The organism is Rhodanobacter glycinis (genome assembly GCF_900114325.1).
GTDB lineage: Bacteria > Pseudomonadota > Gammaproteobacteria > Xanthomonadales > Rhodanobacteraceae > Rhodanobacter_A > Rhodanobacter_A glycinis.
On the sequence record NZ_FOSR01000003.1, the window covers coordinates 324,722 to 346,001 of the forward strand.

Below are 21,280 nucleotides of genomic sequence, written 5' to 3' on the forward strand. Positions count from 1 at the left end.
CGCTGCATGCATTTCCGCCACATTCTCAGCGCGCTTGGACGTCATCGCATCGCGGTATGCCTGTTGGTACTGGAAATCGCCTTCTCCTGTGCGGTGGTCTGCAACGCGTTGTTCCTGATTGGCACGCGGCTGGAACGCATGCAACGGCCCACCGGCGTGGACGAACGGCACATCGGGCAGGTGCACGTGCGCAGCGTCTCCGCTACGTCGCCCGAAGCGATCATGGCGCAGACGCGCACCGATCTCGCCGCGTTGCGCGCCCTTCCCAACGTGGTCAACGCGTCCATCGTCAACCAGACCTTGTTCGGCCACTCGTTCAGCGCCAGTGGAGTCAGCCTCAGCGATGCGCCGCAAGCCCCCACAATTCATGTGACCCAATACTTCGGTAATGCGCAACTGCCTGACACGCTGGGGCTGAAGCTGGCAGGCGGCCGCTGGTTCAAGCTGGACGAATTCGTCAGCGACGAGCAACTGGAAGGTGAGGGCGCTACCGTGCCGGTGATCATCACCCGCGCACTGGCCGAGCATTTCTTTCCGGGGCGGTCGGCGGTCGGCAAGGTGATCTATGCCTTCGGTACCAACCGCATCGTGGGGGTGGTGGATCGGCTGGTGCAGCCACGCGATTACGGGACTGCAGAGTCCTACGAATACGCCATGCTCTTCCCGGTGGATTTGCCGTATGCGCAAGGCACCTACCTGCTGCGCGTGAAGGAATCGGAGCAACGTGGCGAAGTGATCCGTAGCGCCCTGCACGCGCTGAAGACCGATGGTCCGCTGCGGCTCGTGTCGCCGAAGGATGCCACTACCCTGGAAGCGGCGCGGGCCAAGTACTACCGCAACGACCGTGCGATGGCATGGATGCTGGTGGGCGTGTGCCTGTTGCTGCTGATCGTCACGGCGGTGGGCATCGTAGGCCTCACCAGTTTCTGGGTGGCGCAGCGGCGCAGGCAAATCGGCATCCGCCGTGCCATCGGCGCGACCCGTGGCGACATCCTGCGTTATTTCCAGACCGAGAATTTCCTGATCGCCACGTTCGGTATCGCGTTGGGCATGGCGCTGGCTTACGGCCTCAACCTGTTGCTGATGCTGCACTACGAACTGGGGCATCTCCCGGCTTGGTATTTCCCGGTGGGTGCGGTGACGCTGTGGGCCATCAGCCAGATCGCGGTGCTTGGCCCCGCGTTGCGTGCGTCGAACGTGCCACCCGTGGTGGCGACGAGGAGCGTGTGATGAAGCGCGAAACCATGAGCCTTCCCATCTCCGGTAGGAGCCCGCTCGCGGGCGGTGCTCTTGTTCCGGTGCGAATCGTGGGTCGAATCAAAAGCATCGCCCGCGAGCGGGTTCCTGCCGAAAGCGCTGCAACTGTTGCAGGAGACTGACGATGTTCGGTTATTACTTCAACCTGGCCATGCTCAGCCTGAAGCGCAACAAAGTGCTTACGGCGCTGATGGTGTTGGCGATCGCGGTGGGCATTGGCGCCAGCATGACCACGCTGACGGTCATGCACATCCTGTCCGGCGACCCGCTGCCGGGCAGGAGCACGCATCTCTATTACCCGCAAGTGGACCCGACGCCAGACAATTCTTATTACGGGCATCACAAATACCCATTGCCAATGATGGACGACCGCTCGGCGGTGGACCTGTGGAGCGCGCACCGCGCCGACCGTCAGGCGCTGGTGGTGGACAGCGCGGTGAAGGTGCGCTCTCCCGATTCCAGCCTGCCGCTGATGATGCTGGGGATGACGTCCACTACGGCGGATTTTTTTCCGATGTTCGGCGTGCCCTTTGAATATGGCAGCGCGTGGACGCCTGCCGACGACGCGGGCCATGCGCGTGTGGCGGTGATTTCGTCGAACCTCAACGCCAGGCTGTTCGGCGGCAAGGACAGCGTGGGCAAGACGCTCCGCCTGAAGGACAGTGATGTGCGCATCGTCGGTGTGTTGAAGCCGTGGCGCCCTATTCCGCGCTTCTACAGCGTCGCGGGTGGCATCGGTGCAAACGGGCAGGGGGCCGATCCCTACGCCAAGCCGGAGGACGTGTTCACGCCGTACTTCACCGGTCTGGAAATCAACGATGGCAATTTCCAGCAATACACCTGCTGGGGCAATCCACCGGTGCCAGGTCATCTGGAAAATTCGCCCTGCGTATGGGTATCGCTGTGGGTGGAGCTGGGCAGTGCGGCGAAGGCTTCGGCCTATCGCGACTTCATGGCCAACTACGTGCAGCAGCAGAAGGCGCTGGGGCGTTTCCAGCAGACCGACACGCGCATGCTGGACCTGATGGGCTGGCTGGATGCCGAGCATGTGATTCCCAGCGATGCGCAATTGCAAATGTGGCTGGCGTTCGCCTTTCTAGCCATCTGTCTGTTCAACACGGTGGGCTTGCTGCTGGCGAAGTTCCTGCGCCGCGGCGGCGAGATCGGCGTGCGCCGTGCGCTGGGTGCTTCGCACCGGGCGGTGTTTGCGCAATGCCTCACCGAAGCGGGGTTGATCGGTTTCATCGGCGGCGTCGGCGGATGGCTGCTGACGCTGGTGGGTCTGTGGCTGGTACGCCGGCAACAGACACCGTATTCCGATCTGGTGCACATGGACACGGCGATGTTCACCATGACCATCGGACTGGCGATTGCGGTGAGCCTGCTCGCGGGCACGTTGCCCGCGCTGCGCGCCAGCCGCATTGCCCCGGCTTTGCAACTCAAGACGCTGTGAGGACGCCTGCCATGCACATCCGCCCCATCCTCGTGGCACTGCGCAAGCACAAACTCGCCACTTTCCTCATTGCCATGGAAATCGCGCTGGCCTGCGCAGTGCTGTGCAATGCGGTGTTCATCATCGCGAATCGCCTCTCCGCCATGAACATCGTCACTGGTGTGGACGAAGCTTCGCTCGGCGAAATCGTCGTCACGGGTTTCGAACCGAAGGAGGCGAGCGACTTGAACGCGCGCATGATCGCTGGCCTCGCTGCGATTCCCGGCGTCGAATCCGTCCACGCGGTTTCTTCCGTGCCATTCGGCCCGCAGGCGGGAGTGGCTGGCGTCACGCTGGATCACAAGCACTACGGCACCGTGATTGATTACTACGTGGGCGATTCGGGCACGATCAAGGCGTTGGGCTTGGAACTGGTTGCCGGTGCCATGCCCGATGCCGACGACTATCAGGCCATACCCGACAAGGCCTGGCTGCCGCCCTCCGCGCGCGTGCTGGTGACGCGCGCCCTTGCGGATCGCCTGTGGCCGGGCGAGAGCCCGCTCGGCAAGATGTTCTGGACGGGGCCGTACCAGTACCGAGTGATCGGCGTGGTGGCGAACTTCATGGGCGCGGCTGCAAACGGCGGCGGCAGGGCGGAATGGTCTGCGTTCGTGCCTGCGCTACCGGGTGGGACGCTGGCTGGCACGTACCAGATCCGTGCGAACCCGCAAGACCTGGAGCGCGTGATGACGGAAGCACGCAAGACAGTGGCGACCATCGCGCCAGACGTGGTGCTGGATCACGAAAACAGCCAATCGATACCCGTCTTGCGCGCGGCACACTTCGCCACCGACCGTGCCATGGCCGGCATGCTCATCGGCGTGATCGCGGCATTGCTCGGCGTCACCGCGTTGGGCATCGTCGGCCTCGCCAGCTTCTGGGTCGCGCAACGGCGCAAGCAGATCGGCATTCGCCGTGCCATTGGCGCCACGCGTGGCGACATCCTGCGCTACTTCCAGACCGAGAATTTCCTGATCGTCACGTTCGGCATCGTCATCGGCATGCTGCTGGCGTTCGTATTGAACGCGGTGCTGATGAAGTTCTACGAGCTGCCGCATTTGCCGCTGTATTACCTGCCGATCGGGGCGCTGGCGCTGTGGGGATTGGGACAGCTGGCGGTGCTGGGGCCGGCCTTGCGTGCGGCGGCGGTGCCGCCGGTCGTCGCGACGAGGAGCGTGTGATGACAGCCGATGAAGCTCCGTTCATTGGTAGGAGCCCGCTCGCGGGCGATGCTTCTGCTCTGGTGCGCGTCGTGATTCGAGTCAAAGGCATCGCCCGCGAGCGGGCTCCTACCAGAAGCGCTGCAGCTGCTGCGGTTGCAGGGGGCTGACAATGTTCGGTTACTACCTCGATTTGGCATTGCGCAGCCTCAGGCGCAACAAGGTACTCACCGGGCTTATGGTGCTGGCCATCGCGCTGGGCATTGGCGCCTCGATGACCACGCTCACCGTGCTGCACGTGCTGTCGGGTAATCCGATTCCCGGCAAGAGCGCGCAGCTCTATCACGTGCAGATTGATCCGCGTGACAGTTTCGGCTACCGGCCGGGCATGGAGCCGATGGATCAGGTGTCGTGGATCGACGGCATGAACCTGCTCCACGCGCAGGGAGCGCAGCAACAGGCGTTGATGACGGGTGGTCGCGTGGCGATCCAGCCGCCGCGCACGACGCTGGATCCGTTCTTCGAGGCTGCGCGTTACACGAGTGCCGGATTCTTCCCGATGTTCGACGTGCCGTTCCAGTACGGGCGTGCATGGACTGCCAAGGATGATCAGGATCGTGCACGCCTGGTGGTGCTGAGCCACGTCCTCAACGACAAGTTGTTCGGCGGCAAGAACAGCGTCGGAAAGATGCTGAGACTAGGCGGGCATGATTTTCTCATCATCGGTGTGCTCGGCGATTGGCGGCCGAATCCGCACTTCTACGACTTGAACGTGCAGAGCTACAACGAAGACGAGGGTGTCTATATGCCCTTGACCACTTCGCAGGACGCCGGGTTTGACCACGACGGCGGCACCGACTGCTGGGGCAATGGCGCCGATGGAAAGGACATGACCCGCAATGATCACTGCGCATGGCTGCAGTTTTGGGTGCAACTCGATACGCCGGCCAAGGCTACGGCGTACAAGCAGTTCCTGATCCGCTATTCCGAGGAGCAGAAATCCCTCGGACGCTTTCAGCGGCCGCCGAATGTGCGCTTGCGCAACGTGATGCAGTGGCTGGATTACAACCAGGTGGTGCCGTCAAACGTGCGCCTGCAGACGTGGCTGGCGTTCGGGCTTCTGCTGGTGTGCCTGGTCAATACGGTCGGGCTGATGCTGGCCAAGTTCATGCGCCGGCAAGGCGAGTTGAGCGTGCGCCGCGCGATGGGCGCTTCACGCCGCATGTTGTTCACGCAATTGCTGGTGGAGTCCGGCATGGTCGGGTTGGCAGGCGGCATTGGCGGATTGCTGCTGGCGTTGATGGGTCTTTGGGTCGTGCGTCACCGGCCCGCCGAGTATGCCTCGCTGGCGCATCTGGATCCGGCCATGCTGTTGATCACCTTTGTGCTGGCCATCGGTGCCAGCTTGCTGGCCGGCCTGCTACCGGCATGGCGCGCTTGTCACATCGCCCCCGCCTCCGCCCTGAAGAGTCAGTGACATGCAAATCCTGCCGATCTTCGCTGCACTGCGCCGCCACAAATTGGTGATGTGGCTGCTGATCCTGGAAATCGCGCTGACCTGCGCGATTGTCTGCAACTCGATGTTCCTGATTGCGCAGAACCTGCAGCGCATGCACATGCCCAGCGGCATCGCCGAGCACGAGCTGGTACAGATCCAGATGGCCTACATCGGCACGCGCCCGGACTCCGGGGCGCGCACGCAGGCCGATTTGGCTGCGCTGCGGCAGATTCCGGGTGTCACCCAGGTGGCGCTGGTAGACAAGCTGCCGTTCGGAAGTGGCAACAACAGCAATATCAAACTCAAGCCCGATCAACCGCAGCCTTCGATGAATGCGGGCCTGTATTTCGGCGAGAACCTGTTGCCGACCTTTGGGGTGAAGTTGATCGCCGGGCGGAGCTTTGCGCCGGAAGAATTCGTGACGCTCGATCAGGCATTGCAAGGGATCAACGACAACAGCCCTAACGACTTGCCGCACGTCGCAATCGTCACGCAGGCGATGGCGCAGCGGTTGTGGCCAGTACAAAACGCGCTGGGCAAGACGTTTTATATCGGCAAGGACATCCCGCTGCGGGTGGTGGGTGTCCTCGCGCGTTTGACACGGCCGAACACGCTTCAAGCAGGGCCTGCCTTCAGTTTTGTCGTGCCCATCAGCGAAAACCTGAGCGATGGTGGAGGCAGCTACGTCGTGCGCAGCAAGCCGCAGGATCGTGCACGGGTACTCCGCGATGCAGTCGCCAAACTCAAGGCCATCGACCCGAATCGCGTCGTACTGGCACATCGCACCTACGACGAGGCGCGCGCGGCATTCTTCCAAGCTGATCAATCGATGGCAGGCACCTTGGTTGGCGTGTGCGTGGTGTTGCTGGTGGTGACGGCGCTGGGGATTGGCGGATTGGCCAGCTTCTGGGTCGCGCAGCGACGCAAGCAGATCGGCATTCGCCGTGCGATCGGTGCGACACGTGGCGACATTCTTCGCTACTTCCAGACCGAGAATTTCCTGATTGTCTCGTTCGGCATCGCCATCGGCATGCTGCTGGCGTTCGTATTGAACGCGGTGCTGATGAAGTTCTACGAGCTGCCGCATTTGCCGCTGTATTACCTGCCGATCGGGGCGTTGGCGCTGTGGGGATTGGGACAGCTGGCGGTGCTGGGACCGGCCTTGCGTGCGGCGGCGGTGCCGCCGGTCGTCGCAACGAGGAGCGTGTGATGAGGCCGGGAACCGGTAGGAGCGCACCCTGTGCGCGAAAACAATCTGCAGCAGTGTCGCAACGTGCATTCGCGCACAGGGTGCGCTCCTGCGGACCATGCGGAACAGGAGTGATGGGATGATGTTCGGTTACTACCTCGACCTGGCCTTGCGCAGCCTGAGGCGCAACAAGGTGCTGACCACGCTGATGGTGCTGGCGCTGGCGCTGGGTATCGGCGCGTGCATCACCACGCTGACCGTGCTCAAGCTGCTGTCGGGCGATCCGATTCCGCAGAAGAGTGCGCAGCTGTTCTATCCGCAACTCGACCCCTATCCGGCGAACCAACCCTTCTCGCGCAGCGGGAAGCGGTTGCCGTTCCTGATGAGCTATGTCGACGCGATGAACCTGATTCATGCGCACAAGGCGGAGCGTCAGGCGGCGATGGCCATGTCGCAGGTCAAGCTGATGCCGCCATCGGGCGAGGGCAAGCCGTTCTACGCGCAGGGCGTGCTGGCTACGGCAGACTTTTTCCCGATGTTCGACGCGCCATTCCAATATGGATCGGGGTGGACGGCGGCGGACGATGACAGCCGCGCGCAGGTCGTGGTGATCGCCGGCTATCTCAATGACAAGTTGTTCGGTGGCGCGAACAGCGTGGGAAAGATGATCCGCATCGAGGATCACGACTTCCGCATCATCGGGGTGTTGCGCGCATGGGCGCCGCAACCGCGCTTCTATGCGCTGCACCTGGGCGGGCGCAGCTACGGCAAGGGTGATGCGGTGTTCCTGCCACTGCAGGGCGCGCGCGCCGATGGACTGATGCCGAGCGCGATGATGGGCTATGGCAAGTCGATTGATGTGGATCACCTGGAGTCGGCCGAGGCGATCTGGCTAGGTCTGTGGGTGCAGTTGCCGAACGCTGCCGCTGTCTCGACGTATCGATCATTCCTGGGCAATTACGCCAGGGAGCAGGTGAGTCTGGGCCGATTCCGGAAATCGCATACGGCGCTTTCCGGCCTGATGGAGTGGATGCGCAGCGAACATGTGGTGCCCGAGGACGTGCGCCTGCAGGCGGGTTTGGCCTTCGGCTTTCTGCTGATCTGCGTGGTGAACACGGTGGGTCTGCTGCTGGCCAAGTGTTTGCGGCGCTCGCGCGAGATCGGCGTGCGTCGTGCGCTGGGGGCATCGCGCGGAGCGATCTTCGCGCAGTTCATGGTGGAGGCGGCCATCGTGGGTCTGGCCGGCGGCGTGCTTGGCCTGTGCTTCGCGGAACTCGGCCTGCTCGGCATCCGCCATCAGCCGGCGCAGTACGCCAGCCTCGCGCACCTGGATCTGTCGATGTTCCTGTTTACCTTCGTGGTGGCACTGGCCGCCAGCCTGGTTGCCGGCCTGCTGCCCGCGTGGCGCGCCTGCGTGGTGGCGCCCGCCCCGCAACTGAAAGACGCCTAAAGGAGAACACCCATGGAAATCCGTCCGATTTTCTCCAGCCTGCGTCGGCATCGCATTCCGGCCCTGTTGATCGTGCTGGAGATCGCACTGGCCTGCGCGGTGCTGTGCAATGCGGTGTTCATGATCGGCCAGCGCATGGCGAACATCCATTGGCCCAATGGCATCGACGAGGCCGGCATCTCGGTCATCACGGTGAACGGCACCGATGCCAAACTCGCCGCCAGCAACATTCCGCGTGACCTGGCTGCCCTGCGTGGCGTTGCCGGCGTCACGGCGGCTGCAGCGGTGACCAGCATGCCGCTGGATCAGAGTCCGGCCTTGACCGGATTCACCACGACACCAGACGGCAAGACCACAGTGAACACGTCGGTGTATTTCATGGGGCGTGGCGGCGAGCAGGCGCTTGGGCTGCATCTTCTGCAAGGGCGCTTTTTCAACGCCGAGGAATATGCGGACAGCGGCTTGAAGGATTTCCAGTCCACTGCGCATGTCGCGCTGGTGACTGCCAGTGATGCGAAACGGCTCTGGCCCGGCAAGGATGCGCTGGGCAAGCAGCTGTATGCCAACGGCAAAAGCTGGACCGTGGTCGGCGTGGTCAGCGATGTGCTGGCGATGGATCCGACCACCAGTGGCCCCGGAGGTCGCTATTCCAGCGTGTTCTATCCGTCGCAACCCGACGGCATGATGGGCAACTACGTGGTGCGCAGCGCGCCGCAGGATCGCGACCGCATCGTGCGCGAAGCGGTGCAAACCATCAGCGCCCTGAACCCGGGAGCGGTGGTGGAAGGCAAGACCTATGCGCGGATGCGCAGCGACTATTTCGCCAACACCAGCTCCATGGTGTGGATGCTGGTGCTGGTGTGCGCGGTGATGCTGGCGGTGACCGTGTTCGGCATCGTCGGGCTCACCAGCTTCTGGGTGGGCCAGCGTCGGCGTCAGATTGGCATCCGTCGCGCCGTGGGCGCCACGCGCGGCCACATTCTTCACTACTTCCAGACCGAAAATTTCCTGCTCAGCACGGGCGGCGTGGTAGTCGGCATGCTGCTGGCCTTCGGCATCAACCTGTACCTGATGCAGCACTACGCGATGACGCGCATGCCCTGGTACTACCTGCCGGGCGGTGCGGTTGCACTGTGGTTGATCGGTCAACTCGCGGTACTTGGGCCGGCGTTGCGCGCCGCAGCGGTACCGCCGGTGGTGGCGACGCGGAGCGTGTGATGTTTTCCCTTCTCCCTCCGGGAGAAGGTGCCTGAAAGGCGGATGAGGGTACGGGTATAGCGTGGCGTTGCGCGTTGGCCGAACCCTCACCCCAACCCCTCTCCCGACGGGAGAGGGGCTTTGAATCAAATGTGAGGAGTAAGCGGATGTTCGGCTATTACCTGGATCTCGCATTGCGCAGCCTCAGGCGCAACAAGGTGCTCAGTGCGCTGATGATGCTGGCGATTGCGCTGGGCATTGGTGCATCGATCACCATGCTGACGGTGCTGCACAATCTGTCGGGCAATCCGTTGCCGCAGCGCAGTGGCGTACTGTTCCATCCGCAGGTGGATCCGCGACCGGCGAATCTTCCTGGTGCCTCCAAAGAGCCGCCGGACGGCCTCACATATCTCGACGCGGTGAATCTGTATCAGCTCGGCATCGCGCCGCGTCGCGCGGTGATGAGCGCCAACTGGCTACCCACGCGGCTCGATGCGCCGGACAGTCCGCTGGCGATGCGTACCGACCGCGCGACCACGGCGGATTTCTTCGCCATGTTCGACGTGCCGTTCGTCTACGGTTCGGCGTGGTCGGCACAGGATGACGCGAACCATGCGCAAGTCGTGGTGTTGTCGAAGGCGCTGAACCAGAAGCTGTTTGGTGGTGCCGACAGCGTTGGCAAGACGCTGGTGATTGCCACCAAGACCTTTCGCGTGGTCGGCGTGATCGGCGACTGGAATCCGCAGCCGCATTTCTATGACGTGGATGACGTTAATGATGGCGGCGCCTTTGCCGATGCCGAGCAGATGTACCTGCCGTTCTTTACCTGGCTGAACCTGCCACAGGACTACGGCTACGGGCCCATGCGCTGCTGGGGTAACGACCCGAACGCTGGCGGCCATGATCCGAAGGCGAAGCAATGTACCTGGGCGCAATTCTGGGTAGAGCTGGACACGGCGGCGCAAGTGGACAGCTACCGCTCCGCACTGAAGCAGTACAGCGAACAGCAGCACCAGCTTGGTCGCTTCCAACGCGCGCCCAATGTGCGTTTGCGCGGGCTGCTTGATTGGTTGGACTACAAGCACGTAGTCCCGGTGACGGTGCGTATGCAGACCTGGATCGCATTCGGCGTGTTGTTGATCTGCATGATCAACACGGTGGGCCTGATGGTGGCCAAGTTCCTGCGTAAATCCGGTGAGATCGGTGTGCGTCGTGCGTTGGGTGCCTCGGGCCGCGCGGTGTTCCTGCAGTGTCTGGTGGAGGCTGGAGTGGTGGGTGTGGCTGGTGGCCTGCTTGGCTTGCCGCTGGCCTGGATCGGGTTGTGGATGGTGCGGCAGCAGCCGGTGAGCTTTGCCGCTTCGGCGCACCTGGATCTCTCCATGCTGGGTGCGGCCTTGTTACTGGCGTTGCTGGCTACCTTGGGGGCCGGCGTCTGGCCGGCATGGCGTGCCTCGCGCGTAGCGCCCGCCTTGCAGGTGAAGTCGCTATGAGAACCTTTCGTCAGATACAGCCCATTCTTGCCGCGTTGCGCAGTCACAAGACAGCGGTGATTTTGCTGGTGTTGGAGATCGCGCTGACCATGGCGGTGCTTGGCAACCTGGTATTCATCGTGTACGGCACGATCCAGCGCTCGCACGTATCAACCGGGGTGGCGGAAAGCCAGATCGGCTTGATCCAGAGCATCACCGTGATCGGTGAGCAGTCGCAGGGAACGACGGCTGGTGATCTGGCGGCGCTGCGCAACGTGCCCGGTGTAACGCATGCGGCCTATGGAGGTCCGCCGCTGTGGTACGTCGAGCGCGACCCGGTGTTTCTTGATCCATCACGCCAGCACCCGGTGGCGCAGATGTACGAGTTCCAGGGTAGCCAGGACCTCAGTCGGACGCTGGGGTTGCACATTGTGGAGGGGCATGACTTCAGCGATGACGAATTGCCCGTGCTTGCCAAGATGAGCATGAGCAAGGATTTCCAGTTCCCGGTACTCATCACGCGTGCGTTGGCTGACCGCCTGTATCCGGGAGGCAACGCACTCGGCCGCGTGCTGTACGACGGCAATGCCGCCTCGCGGGTGGTGGGGATTGTGGATCACCTGCGAGGCGAGATTACCGGCCGCCCTGATGATGACTATTCGATGGTCTACGAGTACGTGGTCGGCGCACAGAACATGGGGGGCGGCTTCATGATCCGGGCCAGCGATCCGGCACGCTTGCCGCAGGTTTTGCATGCTGCCGCCGCAGCCTTGCAGAAGGCCGACCCGGCGCATGTGCAGAACAAGCTGTTCACCATGCCGGAACTGCGCGCCAAGTATTTTCGCAGCGACCTCGCTACCGGCCGCATGTTGCTGGCGATCATCCTGATCCTGCTTGTAGTCACCGCGCTTGGCGTGAGCGGATTGGCCAGCTTCTGGGTGCAGCAACGTCGTCGGCAGATCGGCATGCGTCGCGCGCTGGGTGCCACCCGCGGCGACATCCTGCGTTACTTCCAGATCGAAAACTTTCTCATCGTCACTGGCGGCGTGCTGCTGGGCGCGCTGTTCGCCTATGCGTTGAATCTGTTCCTTATGCATCGCTTCGAGTTGGCGCACCTGCCGGCGAACTACCTACTGGCGGGGGCCGTGGCGTTGTGGCTTCTCGGGCAGTTGGCGGTATTGGGTCCGGCGTTGCGTGCGGCGGCGGTACCGCCGGTGGTGGCGACGAGGAGCGTGTGATGACAACTGGAAGTGCGGTGATTCCCGTGATGGCAGGAGGCTCATGATGTTCGGTTACTACCTCGACCTGGCATGGCGCAGCCTGAAGCGCACGCCCGTACTCACCGGCCTGATGGTGCTGGCCATCGGCCTGGGCATCGGTGCGTCGATGACGATGCTGACGGTGTTGCACGTGATGACTGACGACCCGATGCCGGGGCGCAGTGCGCACTTGTACACGCCGCATCTGGATCCCTTGCCGCGGGACTACAAGCTGCGGGACGGCAGTCCGGACCCCACCGACGACATGACCTGGCCCGATGCGATGGCGCTGCTCAAGGCGCATCGCGGTGTGCGGCAGGCGGCGATGTCGGGCGGCTCGTTGCTGCTGCGTCCGGCGCGCGCGGATCTGCGCCCGTTCTACGTGAGCGGGCGCTACGCCACGACGGATTTCTTCGCGCTGTTCGGCGTGCCGTTCGAGCAGGGCAGTGGCTGGAGCGCGGCGGATGACGCGGCCGGTGCACAGGTGGTGGTGCTGTCCGAGACACTGGCACGCAAGCTGTTCGGTACGGGCAAGGCGGTTGGCCAGACGGTGCGCCTGGGTGAGCACGACTTCCGGGTGATCGGCGTCACTGCCGATTGGGCGCCCAAACCGGTGTTCTATGACGATCAGACTGGCACCCAGTACAGCGATGCCGATTTGTTCTTCCTGCCGCTGTCGGTGGCAGTGGACGAAAAGTTGCAGGTCAGCGGCAACCGGTCCGGCTGGGTCCACGGTGACGATACTTCGTTGACCAGCGCAAACATGACTTGGCTGCAGTTCTGGGTGCAACTGGACACACCGGCCCAGGTGGCGGCGTATCGGCAATACCTGGTCGACTACTCCGCGCAGCAGAAGGCGCTGGGCCGTTTCCAACGCCCGCCTACCAACGCCAAGCTGTACAGCCTGATGAGTTGGCTGGCGCACGAAAACCTGGTGCCAGGCGACGTGGACCTGCAGTTGTGGCTGGCGCTGGGTTTCCTGTTCGTGTGCCTGCTGAACATCGTGGCGTTGCTGTTGGCCAAGTTCCTGCGTCGCAGCGGCGCGATCAGCGTGCGCCGGGCGCTGGGTGCGCGGCGACGCGACATCTTCGTGCAGCTGGGCATCGAGTCCGCGCTGATCGGCGTGGCCGGCGGCGTGCTGGGCCTGGCCATCGCCCAGCTTGGCCTGTGGAGCATTCGTCAGCGCCCGGACGACTACGCCAAGCTGGCGCAGATGGATATGTCGATGCTGCTGGGCACGCTGGGGCTGGCCGTTCTCGCCAGCGTGTTGGCCGGCCTGCTGCCGGCGTGGCGTGCCTGTCGCGTGCCGCCGGCACTGCAACTGAAGGGAGGCTGAGACATGCCGATTCGACCGATTCTTTCCACGCTGCACAAGCACAAGCTCACCGCCACCTTGCTGACCCTGCAGGTGGCCTTCACCTGCGCCATCGTCTGCAACGTGGTGTTCATGGTGGCGCAGCGCGTGCAGCGCATCAGCGTGTCCACCGGCATCGCTGAAAGCGAGCTGTCGGCGATCCACAGCCGCGGCATTGAAAAAGGCGAGAACCCGCAGGCACGCCATACGGCCGACCTGGCGGCCTTGCGCGCGATTCCCGGCGTGCAATCCGTGGCGGCGGTCAGCTATGCGCTGCCGCTGGACCAGAGTGAATCCTCCAGCGGCATCTGCCCCAGCAAGGAGGCGCTGGACCGGGCGATGCAACGCAACTCGATCGACGGCAGCGGTTGCATGGAACCTGCCATATACGACGGCACGCCGGGCCTGGTCGGCACGCTGGGCCTGCACCTGGTGGCGGGGCGCGATTTCCTGCCGGATGAGTACGTGAGCAAGGGCAAGCCCGCGGTGGCGATCATCACGCGGGCCCTCGCGCAGAAGATGTATCCGGGGCAGGCGGCGCTGGGGAAGGACATGTATGACGGAGACAACTTCATCCGCGTGGTCGGCATCGTCGATACCCTGCTGCGGCCGGCCCCACGCCAGCCGGGCACCGCCGACGACAGCATGATCTTCCCGCAGTTGCCTGACCATGCCAGCGCCACTTATGTGTTGCGCAGCGCGCCCGGCGATCGCCTGCGTGTGCTCAAGGCGGCCGAGGCCGCACTGCTCAAGGCCAGCCCCAACCGCATCATCGATCCGAAGCAAATGGAGACCTACAGCCAGATCCGCGCTGAATATTTCCAGCGCGATACCACCATGATCGGCCTGTTGATCGCCTCGGCGCTGGGTTTGCTGTTCGTCACCGCGCTGGGCATCGCCGGGTTGGCGAATTTCTGGGTGCAACAGCGCACGCGCAGCATCGGCATCCGCCGCGCGATTGGAGCAACACGCAGCGACATCCTGCACTACTTCCAGGCCGAGAACTTCCTCATCGTTACCGCCGGCGTGGTGCTGGGCGTACTGCTGGCGATCGGCCTGAACCTGCTGCTGATGACCCACTACGAATTGCCGCGCCTGCCGTTGTGGTACTTGCCCGTGGGGGCACTGGCGCTGTGGGTGCTCGGTCAGCTTGCGGTGCTGTCGCCGGCGCTGCGCGCCTCGAACGTGCCGCCGGTGGTGGCCACGCGCAGCGTGTGAGCTTTTCCTTCCCCGTTAGGGTGGGGCGATATGCAAGGCCTCCCGAAGGGGAGGGAGTTTGGCAAGGAGAAGCGGAATGTTTGGTTACTACCTCGATCTGGCGCTGCGCAGCCTCAGGCGGAGCAAGACACTTGCCACCATGATGGTGATGGCGTTGGCCGTGGGCATCGGTGCCAGCATGACCACGTTGACGGTGGCGCATCTGCTGTCGGGCGATCCGGTGCCGGGACACAGCGCGACGCTCTATCACCCGCAATTGAATCCCACCATGCCGCCGCGGTTGGTTCACGAGCCGACCAGTGCGATGGATTACCGCTCCGCGATGGATCTGTGGAGCGCGCATCGTGCCGACCGCCAGACACTGGTCGCGAGCAGCCCGGTAAAGGTGCGGGTCGAAGGTTCGGGCGAACCGCCGTTGCCGCGGCAGGTATTGCTGACGACCAGCGATTTTTTCCCGATGTTCGATGTGCCGTTTCGCTACGGCGGCCCGTGGGCGCCGACGGACGAAGGACCGCATGCACGGGTGGTGGTGATCTCGTCAACGCTAAACGAACAGCTGTTCGGTGGAGCCAACAGCGTGGGCCGAAGCCTTCGCCTGCGCGACAGTGATGTGCGCATCGTGGGCGTGATGGCACCTTGGCGGCCGGCGCCGCGCTTCTACGACATCTGGCAAGGGCGCTACCGGCACGGCAATACCGAGAGTTTCTACAACGATCCGGAGGACATCTACACGCCTGTTGCCACCGGCCTGGACATCTTCGCGGGGCAGGTGCCCGGCGTGCCCGTGCATTTCTGCTGGGACATGGGCGCGGACGGAAAGTCGATGCAGACCGCGCCATGCGCGTGGCTTTCCCTCTGGGTGCAGCTTTCCAGCCCAGCCAAGGTCCACAACTACGCCGAATTCCTGAAGGGATATGCGCAGCAGCAGAAACGACTGGGCCGTTACACCAGCGACCAGACGCGCCTGCAGAGCCTGATGCAGTGGCTGGAATGGAACCGGGTGGTTCCCGGCACCGTACGCATGCAGGCCTGGATGGCACAGGCCTTCCTGCTGATCTGCCTGGTCAACACGGTGGGACTGCTGCTGACCCGGTTCCTGCGTCGCTCCGGCGAGATCGGCGTGCGGCGCGCGATGGGTGCCAGCCGCCGCGCCGTGTTCACGCAATGCCTGGTGGAGGCGGGTCTGATCGGCCTGCTCGGGGGAGTGGGTGGCTGGTTGCTGACCCTGCTGGGGCTGTGGATGGTGCGCCAGCAGCCGGTGGCCTATGCCGACCTGGCGCATCTGGACCTGCCCATGTTCTTCGGCACCTTCGCGATGTCGCTAGCTGCCAGCCTGTTGGCGGGCGTGCTGCCGGCCCTGCGCGCCAGCCGCGTGCCGATCGGTTTCCAGTTGAAGACGCTTTGAGGAGATGGCCATGCCCATTCGCCCCATCCTTCGCGCGCTGCGCCATCACCGCTTCACGACCGCATTGATCGTGCTGGAGATCGCGTTGGCTTGCGCCGTACTGTGCAACGCCAGCTTCATCGTGGCCGGGAAATTGAGCCTGATGCATATCCGCAGCGGCATCGACGAGCCTGCGCTTGCGGTGGTCACCCTCGACAATTTCGAGCGTCAGCGCGCGGACGACCTCAATGCGCGCGTAGTGAACGGCTTGCGCAAGATCGACGGGATGCAGTCGGTCGATCTGGTCAGTGGATTGCCTTTCCTGGGTGCAGGAGGGGAAAGCGTTTCGCCGGACCGCGAGGGGAAGCGCGGTTCGTACCTCACCAGCTTCTATTTCGGTGACCCGGGTGCCTTGCCCGCGCTCGGCATCGCCTTGACGGCCGGGCGATTGCCGCGCGACAGCGACGTCGTGCCGGACGACGCCACCATCGTGCAGTCGGTGATCACCCGGTCGCTGGCGGATCGCCTGTGGCCACATGCCAACCCGCTGGGCAAGGTGCTCTGGTGTTGCCATGGAACCGGCGGCTTCCAGGTGATCGGCGTGGCGCGGGAGCTGATCCAGGCCATGCCGCGCGACGACATCTCGGTGGGCAATGCGATCTTCACCCCGCAACGGTCCGGTCCCATGCTCGCCGGCCAGTACCTGCTGCGCGCCGATCCGGCGCGGGTGAACGAGGTGCTGCGCAAGGCACGTGCCGCGATGGCCACGCTGGCACCGGATGCCACGGTGGATGATGAACACACCGGCACTCTCGGCGATTTGCGTCACCGCTATTTCCGGTCGGATCAGGCCACGGCCGACATGCTGATGGGCACGATGGTCGCGCTGCTGGCGATCACCGCGCTGGGCATCGTCGGACTCACTGGCTACTGGGTGCAGCAACGGCGCAAGCAGATCGGCATCCGCCGCGCTGTCGGCGCCACGCGACGCGACATCCTTCGTCATTTCCAGATCGAGAACTTCCTCATCGTCGGCATGGGCATCGCTCTGGGTGTGCTGCTTACCTATGCGTTCGACGTGGCGCTGATGAAGTTCTACGAGCTGCCGCACCTGCCTCCGGCGTACCTTCTCGTGGGTGCCATCGTGCTGTGGCTGCTCGGCCAGCTCGCCGTGCTCGGCCCCGCGCTGCGCGCAGCGGCAGTGCCGCCGGTGGTGGCGACGCGCTCGGTGTAGGAGCGCACCCTGTGCGCGATGGCTCGTGTGCTTGATCGAAGTCGGAAACGTTCGTGCACGTGGTGTGCGCCAACGATGAAACGAAACAAGGAAGACGGGATGTTCGACTACTACCTGCGACTGGCCTTGCGACGCTGCCGGCAGAACCTGCCGATGGTGGGATTGCTGGTGCTGACCATGGCCATCGGCATCGCCGCGACGATGACGGCGATGACGATCTTTGGTGCGCTCGCCGGCGAACCGTTGCCGGGCATCAGTTCGCATCTGTACGTGGCGACGATGGACGCGCGCGAAGCGGTGGACAAGGACAATCCGGACTACAAGCAACCGGACAGCCTGCTGAAGTTTTCCGATGCCAAGGCCCTGGTGGATGCGCACCATGCCATGCAGCAGGTGGCGGTGGCGGCGAGCCTGACGCAGTTCGCCCGGCCTGACGGCAAGCGGTCAGAGAAAGCGTATGGCTTGATGGCTTACGGCCCGGTGCTGCAAGTGCTCGGTGTGCCGTTGCGCCATGGGCGATCGTGGACCGAGGCCGAGCAGGCATCCGCTGCGCCGGTGGTGGTGATCGATACCGAGGTGGCGCAGAAACTGTTCGGTACGGAGAACGCGGTGGGTCGCAGCGTGACGCTGGGGCGGCGCGACTTTCGCGTGATCGGCGTGAGTGCACCATGGAATCCGCGTGTGCGGATGTTCGACGTGCGGCAAAACCAGGGCACGGTGATGGGCCAGAAGGAGATGTTCCTGGTGCCGGCGCAGGCGGCGCTGGACGCGGGCGTGGGGCCCTTGCTTGCGGGCGAATGCGGCAAGGACGCGCCGGTGGCCAGCTTTCAGTCCGCCGCGGTGGCGCAGTGCCGCTGGATCGAAACCTGGGTGCGGCTGGACACGCCGGCCACCGTGGCAACCTATGACCGGTTCCTGGCCGGCTATGCGAATACGCAGCATGACGCTGGTCGCTTCGTCTATCCGCCGCAGGCGAAACTGGTCGGCACGCAGGCATGGCTGGCGCTGAACCACGTGGTGCCTGACGACGTGCACCTCAACCTGCTGTTGGCGGGCGGCTTCCTGCTGTTGTGCCTGGTCAACGTGGCAGGACTGCTGGCGGCGCGCTTTCTGCGCCGGCAGGGCGACGTGGCGATCCGCCGTGCGCTGGGCGCATCCAGGCGAACCGTGTTCGTGCAGCATCTGGTGGAGACCGGTCTGCTTGGCTTGATCGGTGGCGTGCTGGCATTGCCGTTGACCTGGCTGGGGTTGTGGATCGTGCGCATGCAGCCGGTGAGTTATGCGGATGCGGCAAAGTTCAGCCCCGGCGTATTCGGTGTCCTGTTCGCGCTATCGCTGATCGTGGGGCTGCTGGTCGGCATCCTGCCGGCGTGGCGTGTGTGCCGGCTGCCGCCGGCCTTGCAGATCAAGCTGGGTTGAAGGAGCTATCCATGCGACACATCGTCAAGCCCTTGCTCCGCCATCGCATGATGCCGCTGCTGGTGGTGTTGCAGGTGGCACTGGCCTGCGCCATTGCGTGCAACGCGCTGTTCCTGTTGCAGCAGAAGCTGGTGCCTCTCCTCACGCCCGATGGCGTGGGGCAACCGCAGCAGCTGGTGGTGGCCTGGAACCTTGCGCCGCGCGGCCAGCCTTGGCCGGTGAGCACGCTGCGCCAGACGGCGGCGGAGCTGCGCGCCATTCCCGGCGTGACCGTGGTGAGCCTGGCCGGTTCGTGGCCGATGGAGACCATGGCGCAAATGACCGGTACCGTCCTCGCGGATGGCAGGGATGGCAAAGCCGATGCGGTGATCTATATCGGCGACCATCTGCGCAGCACGCTGGACCTGAAGCTGGTGGCCGGGCGCGATTTCAGCGCCGCCGAGGATGTCGTGGTCTACAAAAACATTGGCATTGACGATGATGGGCCGACGATCATCACGCGGGCACTGGCCAATCGTCTGTTTCCCGATGGCCATGCGTTGGGCAAGGTCATCCGCATCGGCGACCAGGCGGATGCCGGGCGTCGCACCGTGGTCGGCGTGGTGGCGCACCTGATGCGCAACAAGTTCAGCCAGGACAACCGCGATGACATCGACTACAGCATGCTGTTCCCCGGCACCCCGTCGAACTGGCCGGTACCGATGTTCGGCGTGCGGGTGCGCTCGGCGGCGGAGGTGGCCAGCGTGCTCAAGGCGGTCAAGGCCACGGTCCAGCGCGAGCTGGGTTCGAACATGATCCAGGGCATCGACCCGGCCTACGAAACCTATGGCGACATGCGCCAACGCATGCTGGCCCAGCCCAGGGCCGCCGTGTGGCTGCTGTCCGGTGTCAGCCTGATCGTGCTGCTGGTGGCGCTGGTCGGCATCATGGGCATGACCAGCTACTGGGTGCAGCAACGCACGCGGCAGATCGGCATTCGCCGTGCGCTGGGCGCGAAACGCAGCGACATCCTGCATCACATCCAGTGGGAGAACCTCATGGTGATGAGCGCCGGCATCCTGCTGGGCATGGTGTTGGCGTATGCGGTCAACCTGTGGCTGATGCGTCACTACGAATTGACCCGGCTGCCGTGGCAGTACCTGCCACTGGGCGCCGTGCTGATGCTGGCGCTGGGACAGTTGGCGGTGTTGTCGCCTGCCTTGCGCGCGGCGAAGGTGCCGCCGGTGGTGGCGACGCGCAGCGTGTAATCGTTTGGCTCCCACCTTCCGCCTGCGGGAGATGGGAGTGGCATGAGGCCTTTCCCGTCAGTGGGTGAGGAAGTTCGCGTTTCAAGGAGCGATGGATGTTTGCCTACAACCTCGAACTGGCATTGCACGGTTTGCGCCGTTTTCCCAGAAGTACGCTGTTGGTCGTGCTCACGGTGGCGCTCGGTCTGGCCGCTTGCATGACCACGCTGACGTTGCTGCACGTGCTCAGCGCCGATCCATTGCCGGGGCGCAGCCAGCATCTCTATCTGGCATGGGTGGATACGGTGCTGGCCAAACCAAAGGGCAACGGCTCGACGGACATGGCCCTGGATGGCATTTCTTATAGCCAGGGCTACGAGCGCATCAAACTGGCCGACGCACAGGCGTTGCTGGCGGCGCACCGTGCTCCGCGGCAGGTGGTCGTGACCGACATGATTGCCGACATCGTCTCGGAAGACGGCAAGCATGCGCAGAACCAGCAGTTGATACTCGCCACCAGTGCGGACTTCATCCCGATGTTCGGTGTGAGCCTGCGTTACGGGCGCAACTGGACCGCTGCGGAAGATGCCGCGCATGCCCCCGTGGCGGTGATTGATACCGACCTGGCGCGCGAGCTGTTCGGTACGGCCGATGCGGTGGGGCGCGGCGTGCGCCTGAATCACACGGTGTTTCGCGTGGTTGGCGTGATCGTGCCGTATGCGCCGCAGCCGCGCTTCTACGGGTTGAATTTCGGTGCCTACAGCAGCGACGGCGGCGAGGGTCTGTACCTGCCGTATACGGCGGCGCTGGACGCGGGGCTGACGCCGCCGGACGCCGATGCATGCGATGCCGCGTATCAGGATGCGCACCATGGCATGTCGGGCGATCCGAAGCACTGCGCCTCGCTGAATGTCTGGGTGCAGCTCGATACGCCACATCAGGTCACGGATTACCGCCGTTTCCTGCAGAACTACGTGGAACAGCAGAAAGCGTTGGCCGGTTTCGGCAAGCCGGCACGATCGACACTCACGGACGTGGCCGACTGGTTGAAGCGCAACGATGCCGTGCCCGACAGCGCGCGCCTCAACGTATGGTTGGCCGCGTCGTTCCTGCTGTTGTGCATGTTCAATGTGGTGGGCCTGCTGTCGGCGCGCTTCCTTCGGCAGAGCGTCGAGGTCGGTATTCGCCGCGCACTGGGTGCGCCCAGGCGTGCGATCTTCCTGCGCCATGTGCTGGAGGCAGGCTTGGCTTGCCTGGTCGGTGGCGTGCTGGCGCTCCCGCTGACCCTGTTGGGCCTGTGGGTATTGCGCCAGCAGGGCGACGAGTTTTCAGGTCTGGTGCGGCTCGACCCAACGATGTTCGGCGCCTTGTTCGCGCTGGCGCTGGCGGTGGGCGTGCTGGTGGGATTGGTGCCGGCGTGGCGGGTGTCGAGGGTCGAGCCCGGCCTGCAGGTCAAGAGCGAATAAGGAGGTTT

The 21,280-nt window shown here is 64.1% G+C and carries 16 protein-coding genes; all 16 read left to right on the forward strand.

Annotated elements, in window-relative coordinates; genetic code table 11:
* The first annotated feature begins 6 nt into the window (after window positions 1-6).
* The 16 genes from BMY90_RS05365 to BMY90_RS05440 all read left to right on the forward strand — a co-directional run bounded on the left by BMY90_RS05365 (window position 7) and on the right by BMY90_RS05440 (window position 21,272).
* Window positions 7-1,230, forward strand: coding sequence for an ABC transporter permease (locus tag BMY90_RS05365; protein ID WP_092702251.1), 1,224 nt, complete (start codon window positions 7-9; stop codon window positions 1,228-1,230).
* A 151-nt stretch (window positions 1,231-1,381) separates the two neighbouring features.
* Window positions 1,382-2,710, forward strand: coding sequence for an ABC transporter permease (locus BMY90_RS05370; protein ID WP_092702253.1), 1,329 nt, complete (start codon window positions 1,382-1,384; stop codon window positions 2,708-2,710).
* Between the two features lie 11 nt (window positions 2,711-2,721).
* Window positions 2,722-3,930: an ABC transporter permease gene (locus BMY90_RS05375; RefSeq protein WP_092702255.1), complete on the forward strand. Its 1,209-nt coding sequence runs from the start codon at window positions 2,722-2,724 to the stop codon at window positions 3,928-3,930.
* Between the two features lie 151 nt (window positions 3,931-4,081).
* A complete protein-coding gene (locus BMY90_RS05380) occupies window positions 4,082-5,386 on the forward strand; it encodes an ABC transporter permease (RefSeq protein WP_092702257.1) in 1,305 nt (434 codons plus the stop codon).
* Between the two features lie 139 nt (window positions 5,387-5,525).
* Window positions 5,526-6,617 carry an ABC transporter permease gene (locus tag BMY90_RS05385; protein WP_342741500.1) on the forward strand — a complete coding sequence of 364 codons (1,092 nt, stop codon included), beginning with the start codon at window positions 5,526-5,528 and terminating at the stop codon, window positions 6,615-6,617.
* Between the two features lie 121 nt (window positions 6,618-6,738).
* On the forward strand, window positions 6,739-8,046 hold the full coding sequence (locus BMY90_RS05390; protein WP_037102178.1) for an ABC transporter permease: 1,308 nt from the start codon (window positions 6,739-6,741) through the stop codon (window positions 8,044-8,046).
* 12 nt (window positions 8,047-8,058) lie between these two features.
* On the forward strand, window positions 8,059-9,264 hold the full coding sequence (locus BMY90_RS05395; protein WP_008216033.1) for an ABC transporter permease: 1,206 nt from the start codon (window positions 8,059-8,061) through the stop codon (window positions 9,262-9,264).
* Between the two features lie 146 nt (window positions 9,265-9,410).
* Complete coding sequence (locus BMY90_RS05400; protein ID WP_092702261.1) at window positions 9,411-10,733, forward strand: ABC transporter permease; 1,323 nt, start codon at window positions 9,411-9,413, stop codon at window positions 10,731-10,733.
* Complete coding sequence (locus BMY90_RS05405) at window positions 10,730-11,950, forward strand: ABC transporter permease (RefSeq protein WP_092702263.1); 1,221 nt, start codon at window positions 10,730-10,732, stop codon at window positions 11,948-11,950. Before BMY90_RS05400 ends, BMY90_RS05405 begins: the two co-directional genes overlap by 4 nt.
* 46 nt (window positions 11,951-11,996) lie before the next feature.
* On the forward strand, window positions 11,997-13,307 hold the full coding sequence (locus tag BMY90_RS05410; protein ID WP_092702353.1) for an ABC transporter permease: 1,311 nt from the start codon (window positions 11,997-11,999) through the stop codon (window positions 13,305-13,307).
* A gap of 3 nt (window positions 13,308-13,310) precedes the next feature.
* Window positions 13,311-14,543 (forward strand): ABC transporter permease, encoded by a 1,233-nt coding sequence (locus tag BMY90_RS05415; protein ID WP_092702265.1) that lies wholly within the window; start codon window positions 13,311-13,313, stop codon window positions 14,541-14,543.
* Window positions 14,544-14,619: 76 nt separating this feature from the next.
* Window positions 14,620-15,948, forward strand: a complete 1,329-nt coding sequence (locus BMY90_RS05420; RefSeq protein ID WP_092702267.1) for an ABC transporter permease — start codon at window positions 14,620-14,622, stop codon at window positions 15,946-15,948.
* A gap of 10 nt (window positions 15,949-15,958) precedes the next feature.
* On the forward strand, window positions 15,959-17,161 hold the full coding sequence (locus BMY90_RS05425) for an ABC transporter permease (protein WP_092702355.1): 1,203 nt from the start codon (window positions 15,959-15,961) through the stop codon (window positions 17,159-17,161).
* A 75-nt stretch (window positions 17,162-17,236) separates the two neighbouring features.
* Window positions 17,237-18,580 carry an ABC transporter permease gene (locus BMY90_RS05430; protein WP_245734925.1) on the forward strand — a complete coding sequence of 448 codons (1,344 nt, stop codon included), beginning with the start codon at window positions 17,237-17,239 and terminating at the stop codon, window positions 18,578-18,580.
* 11 nt (window positions 18,581-18,591) lie between these two features.
* Window positions 18,592-19,827 (forward strand): ABC transporter permease, encoded by a 1,236-nt coding sequence (locus BMY90_RS05435; RefSeq protein ID WP_092702271.1) that lies wholly within the window; start codon window positions 18,592-18,594, stop codon window positions 19,825-19,827.
* A 95-nt stretch (window positions 19,828-19,922) separates the two neighbouring features.
* On the forward strand, window positions 19,923-21,272 hold the full coding sequence (locus tag BMY90_RS05440; RefSeq protein ID WP_092702273.1) for an ABC transporter permease: 1,350 nt from the start codon (window positions 19,923-19,925) through the stop codon (window positions 21,270-21,272).
* The last annotated feature ends 8 nt before the right edge of the window (window positions 21,273-21,280 follow it).

What these genes read in the sequence shown, in the direction of transcription:
- BMY90_RS05365 (WP_092702251.1), top strand. Translation starts at nt 7, where the DNA reads ATGCATTTCCGCCACATTCTCAGCGCGCTTGGACGTCATCGCATCGCG.
- BMY90_RS05370 (WP_092702253.1), top strand. Translation starts at nt 1,382, where the DNA reads ATGTTCGGTTATTACTTCAACCTGGCCATGCTCAGCCTGAAGCGCAAC.
- BMY90_RS05375 (WP_092702255.1), top strand. Translation starts at nt 2,722, where the DNA reads ATGCACATCCGCCCCATCCTCGTGGCACTGCGCAAGCACAAACTCGCC.
- BMY90_RS05380 (WP_092702257.1), top strand. Translation starts at nt 4,082, where the DNA reads ATGTTCGGTTACTACCTCGATTTGGCATTGCGCAGCCTCAGGCGCAAC.
- BMY90_RS05385 (WP_342741500.1), top strand. Translation starts at nt 5,526, where the DNA reads ATGCCCAGCGGCATCGCCGAGCACGAGCTGGTACAGATCCAGATGGCC.
- BMY90_RS05390 (WP_037102178.1), top strand. Translation starts at nt 6,739, where the DNA reads ATGTTCGGTTACTACCTCGACCTGGCCTTGCGCAGCCTGAGGCGCAAC.
- BMY90_RS05395 (WP_008216033.1), top strand. Translation starts at nt 8,059, where the DNA reads ATGGAAATCCGTCCGATTTTCTCCAGCCTGCGTCGGCATCGCATTCCG.
- BMY90_RS05400 (WP_092702261.1), top strand. Translation starts at nt 9,411, where the DNA reads ATGTTCGGCTATTACCTGGATCTCGCATTGCGCAGCCTCAGGCGCAAC.
- BMY90_RS05405 (WP_092702263.1), top strand. Translation starts at nt 10,730, where the DNA reads ATGAGAACCTTTCGTCAGATACAGCCCATTCTTGCCGCGTTGCGCAGT.
- BMY90_RS05410 (WP_092702353.1), top strand. Translation starts at nt 11,997, where the DNA reads ATGTTCGGTTACTACCTCGACCTGGCATGGCGCAGCCTGAAGCGCACG.
- BMY90_RS05415 (WP_092702265.1), top strand. Translation starts at nt 13,311, where the DNA reads ATGCCGATTCGACCGATTCTTTCCACGCTGCACAAGCACAAGCTCACC.
- BMY90_RS05420 (WP_092702267.1), top strand. Translation starts at nt 14,620, where the DNA reads ATGTTTGGTTACTACCTCGATCTGGCGCTGCGCAGCCTCAGGCGGAGC.
- BMY90_RS05425 (WP_092702355.1), top strand. Translation starts at nt 15,959, where the DNA reads ATGCCCATTCGCCCCATCCTTCGCGCGCTGCGCCATCACCGCTTCACG.
- BMY90_RS05430 (WP_245734925.1), top strand. Translation starts at nt 17,237, where the DNA reads ATGAAACGAAACAAGGAAGACGGGATGTTCGACTACTACCTGCGACTG.
- BMY90_RS05435 (WP_092702271.1), top strand. Translation starts at nt 18,592, where the DNA reads ATGCGACACATCGTCAAGCCCTTGCTCCGCCATCGCATGATGCCGCTG.
- BMY90_RS05440 (WP_092702273.1), top strand. Translation starts at nt 19,923, where the DNA reads ATGTTTGCCTACAACCTCGAACTGGCATTGCACGGTTTGCGCCGTTTT.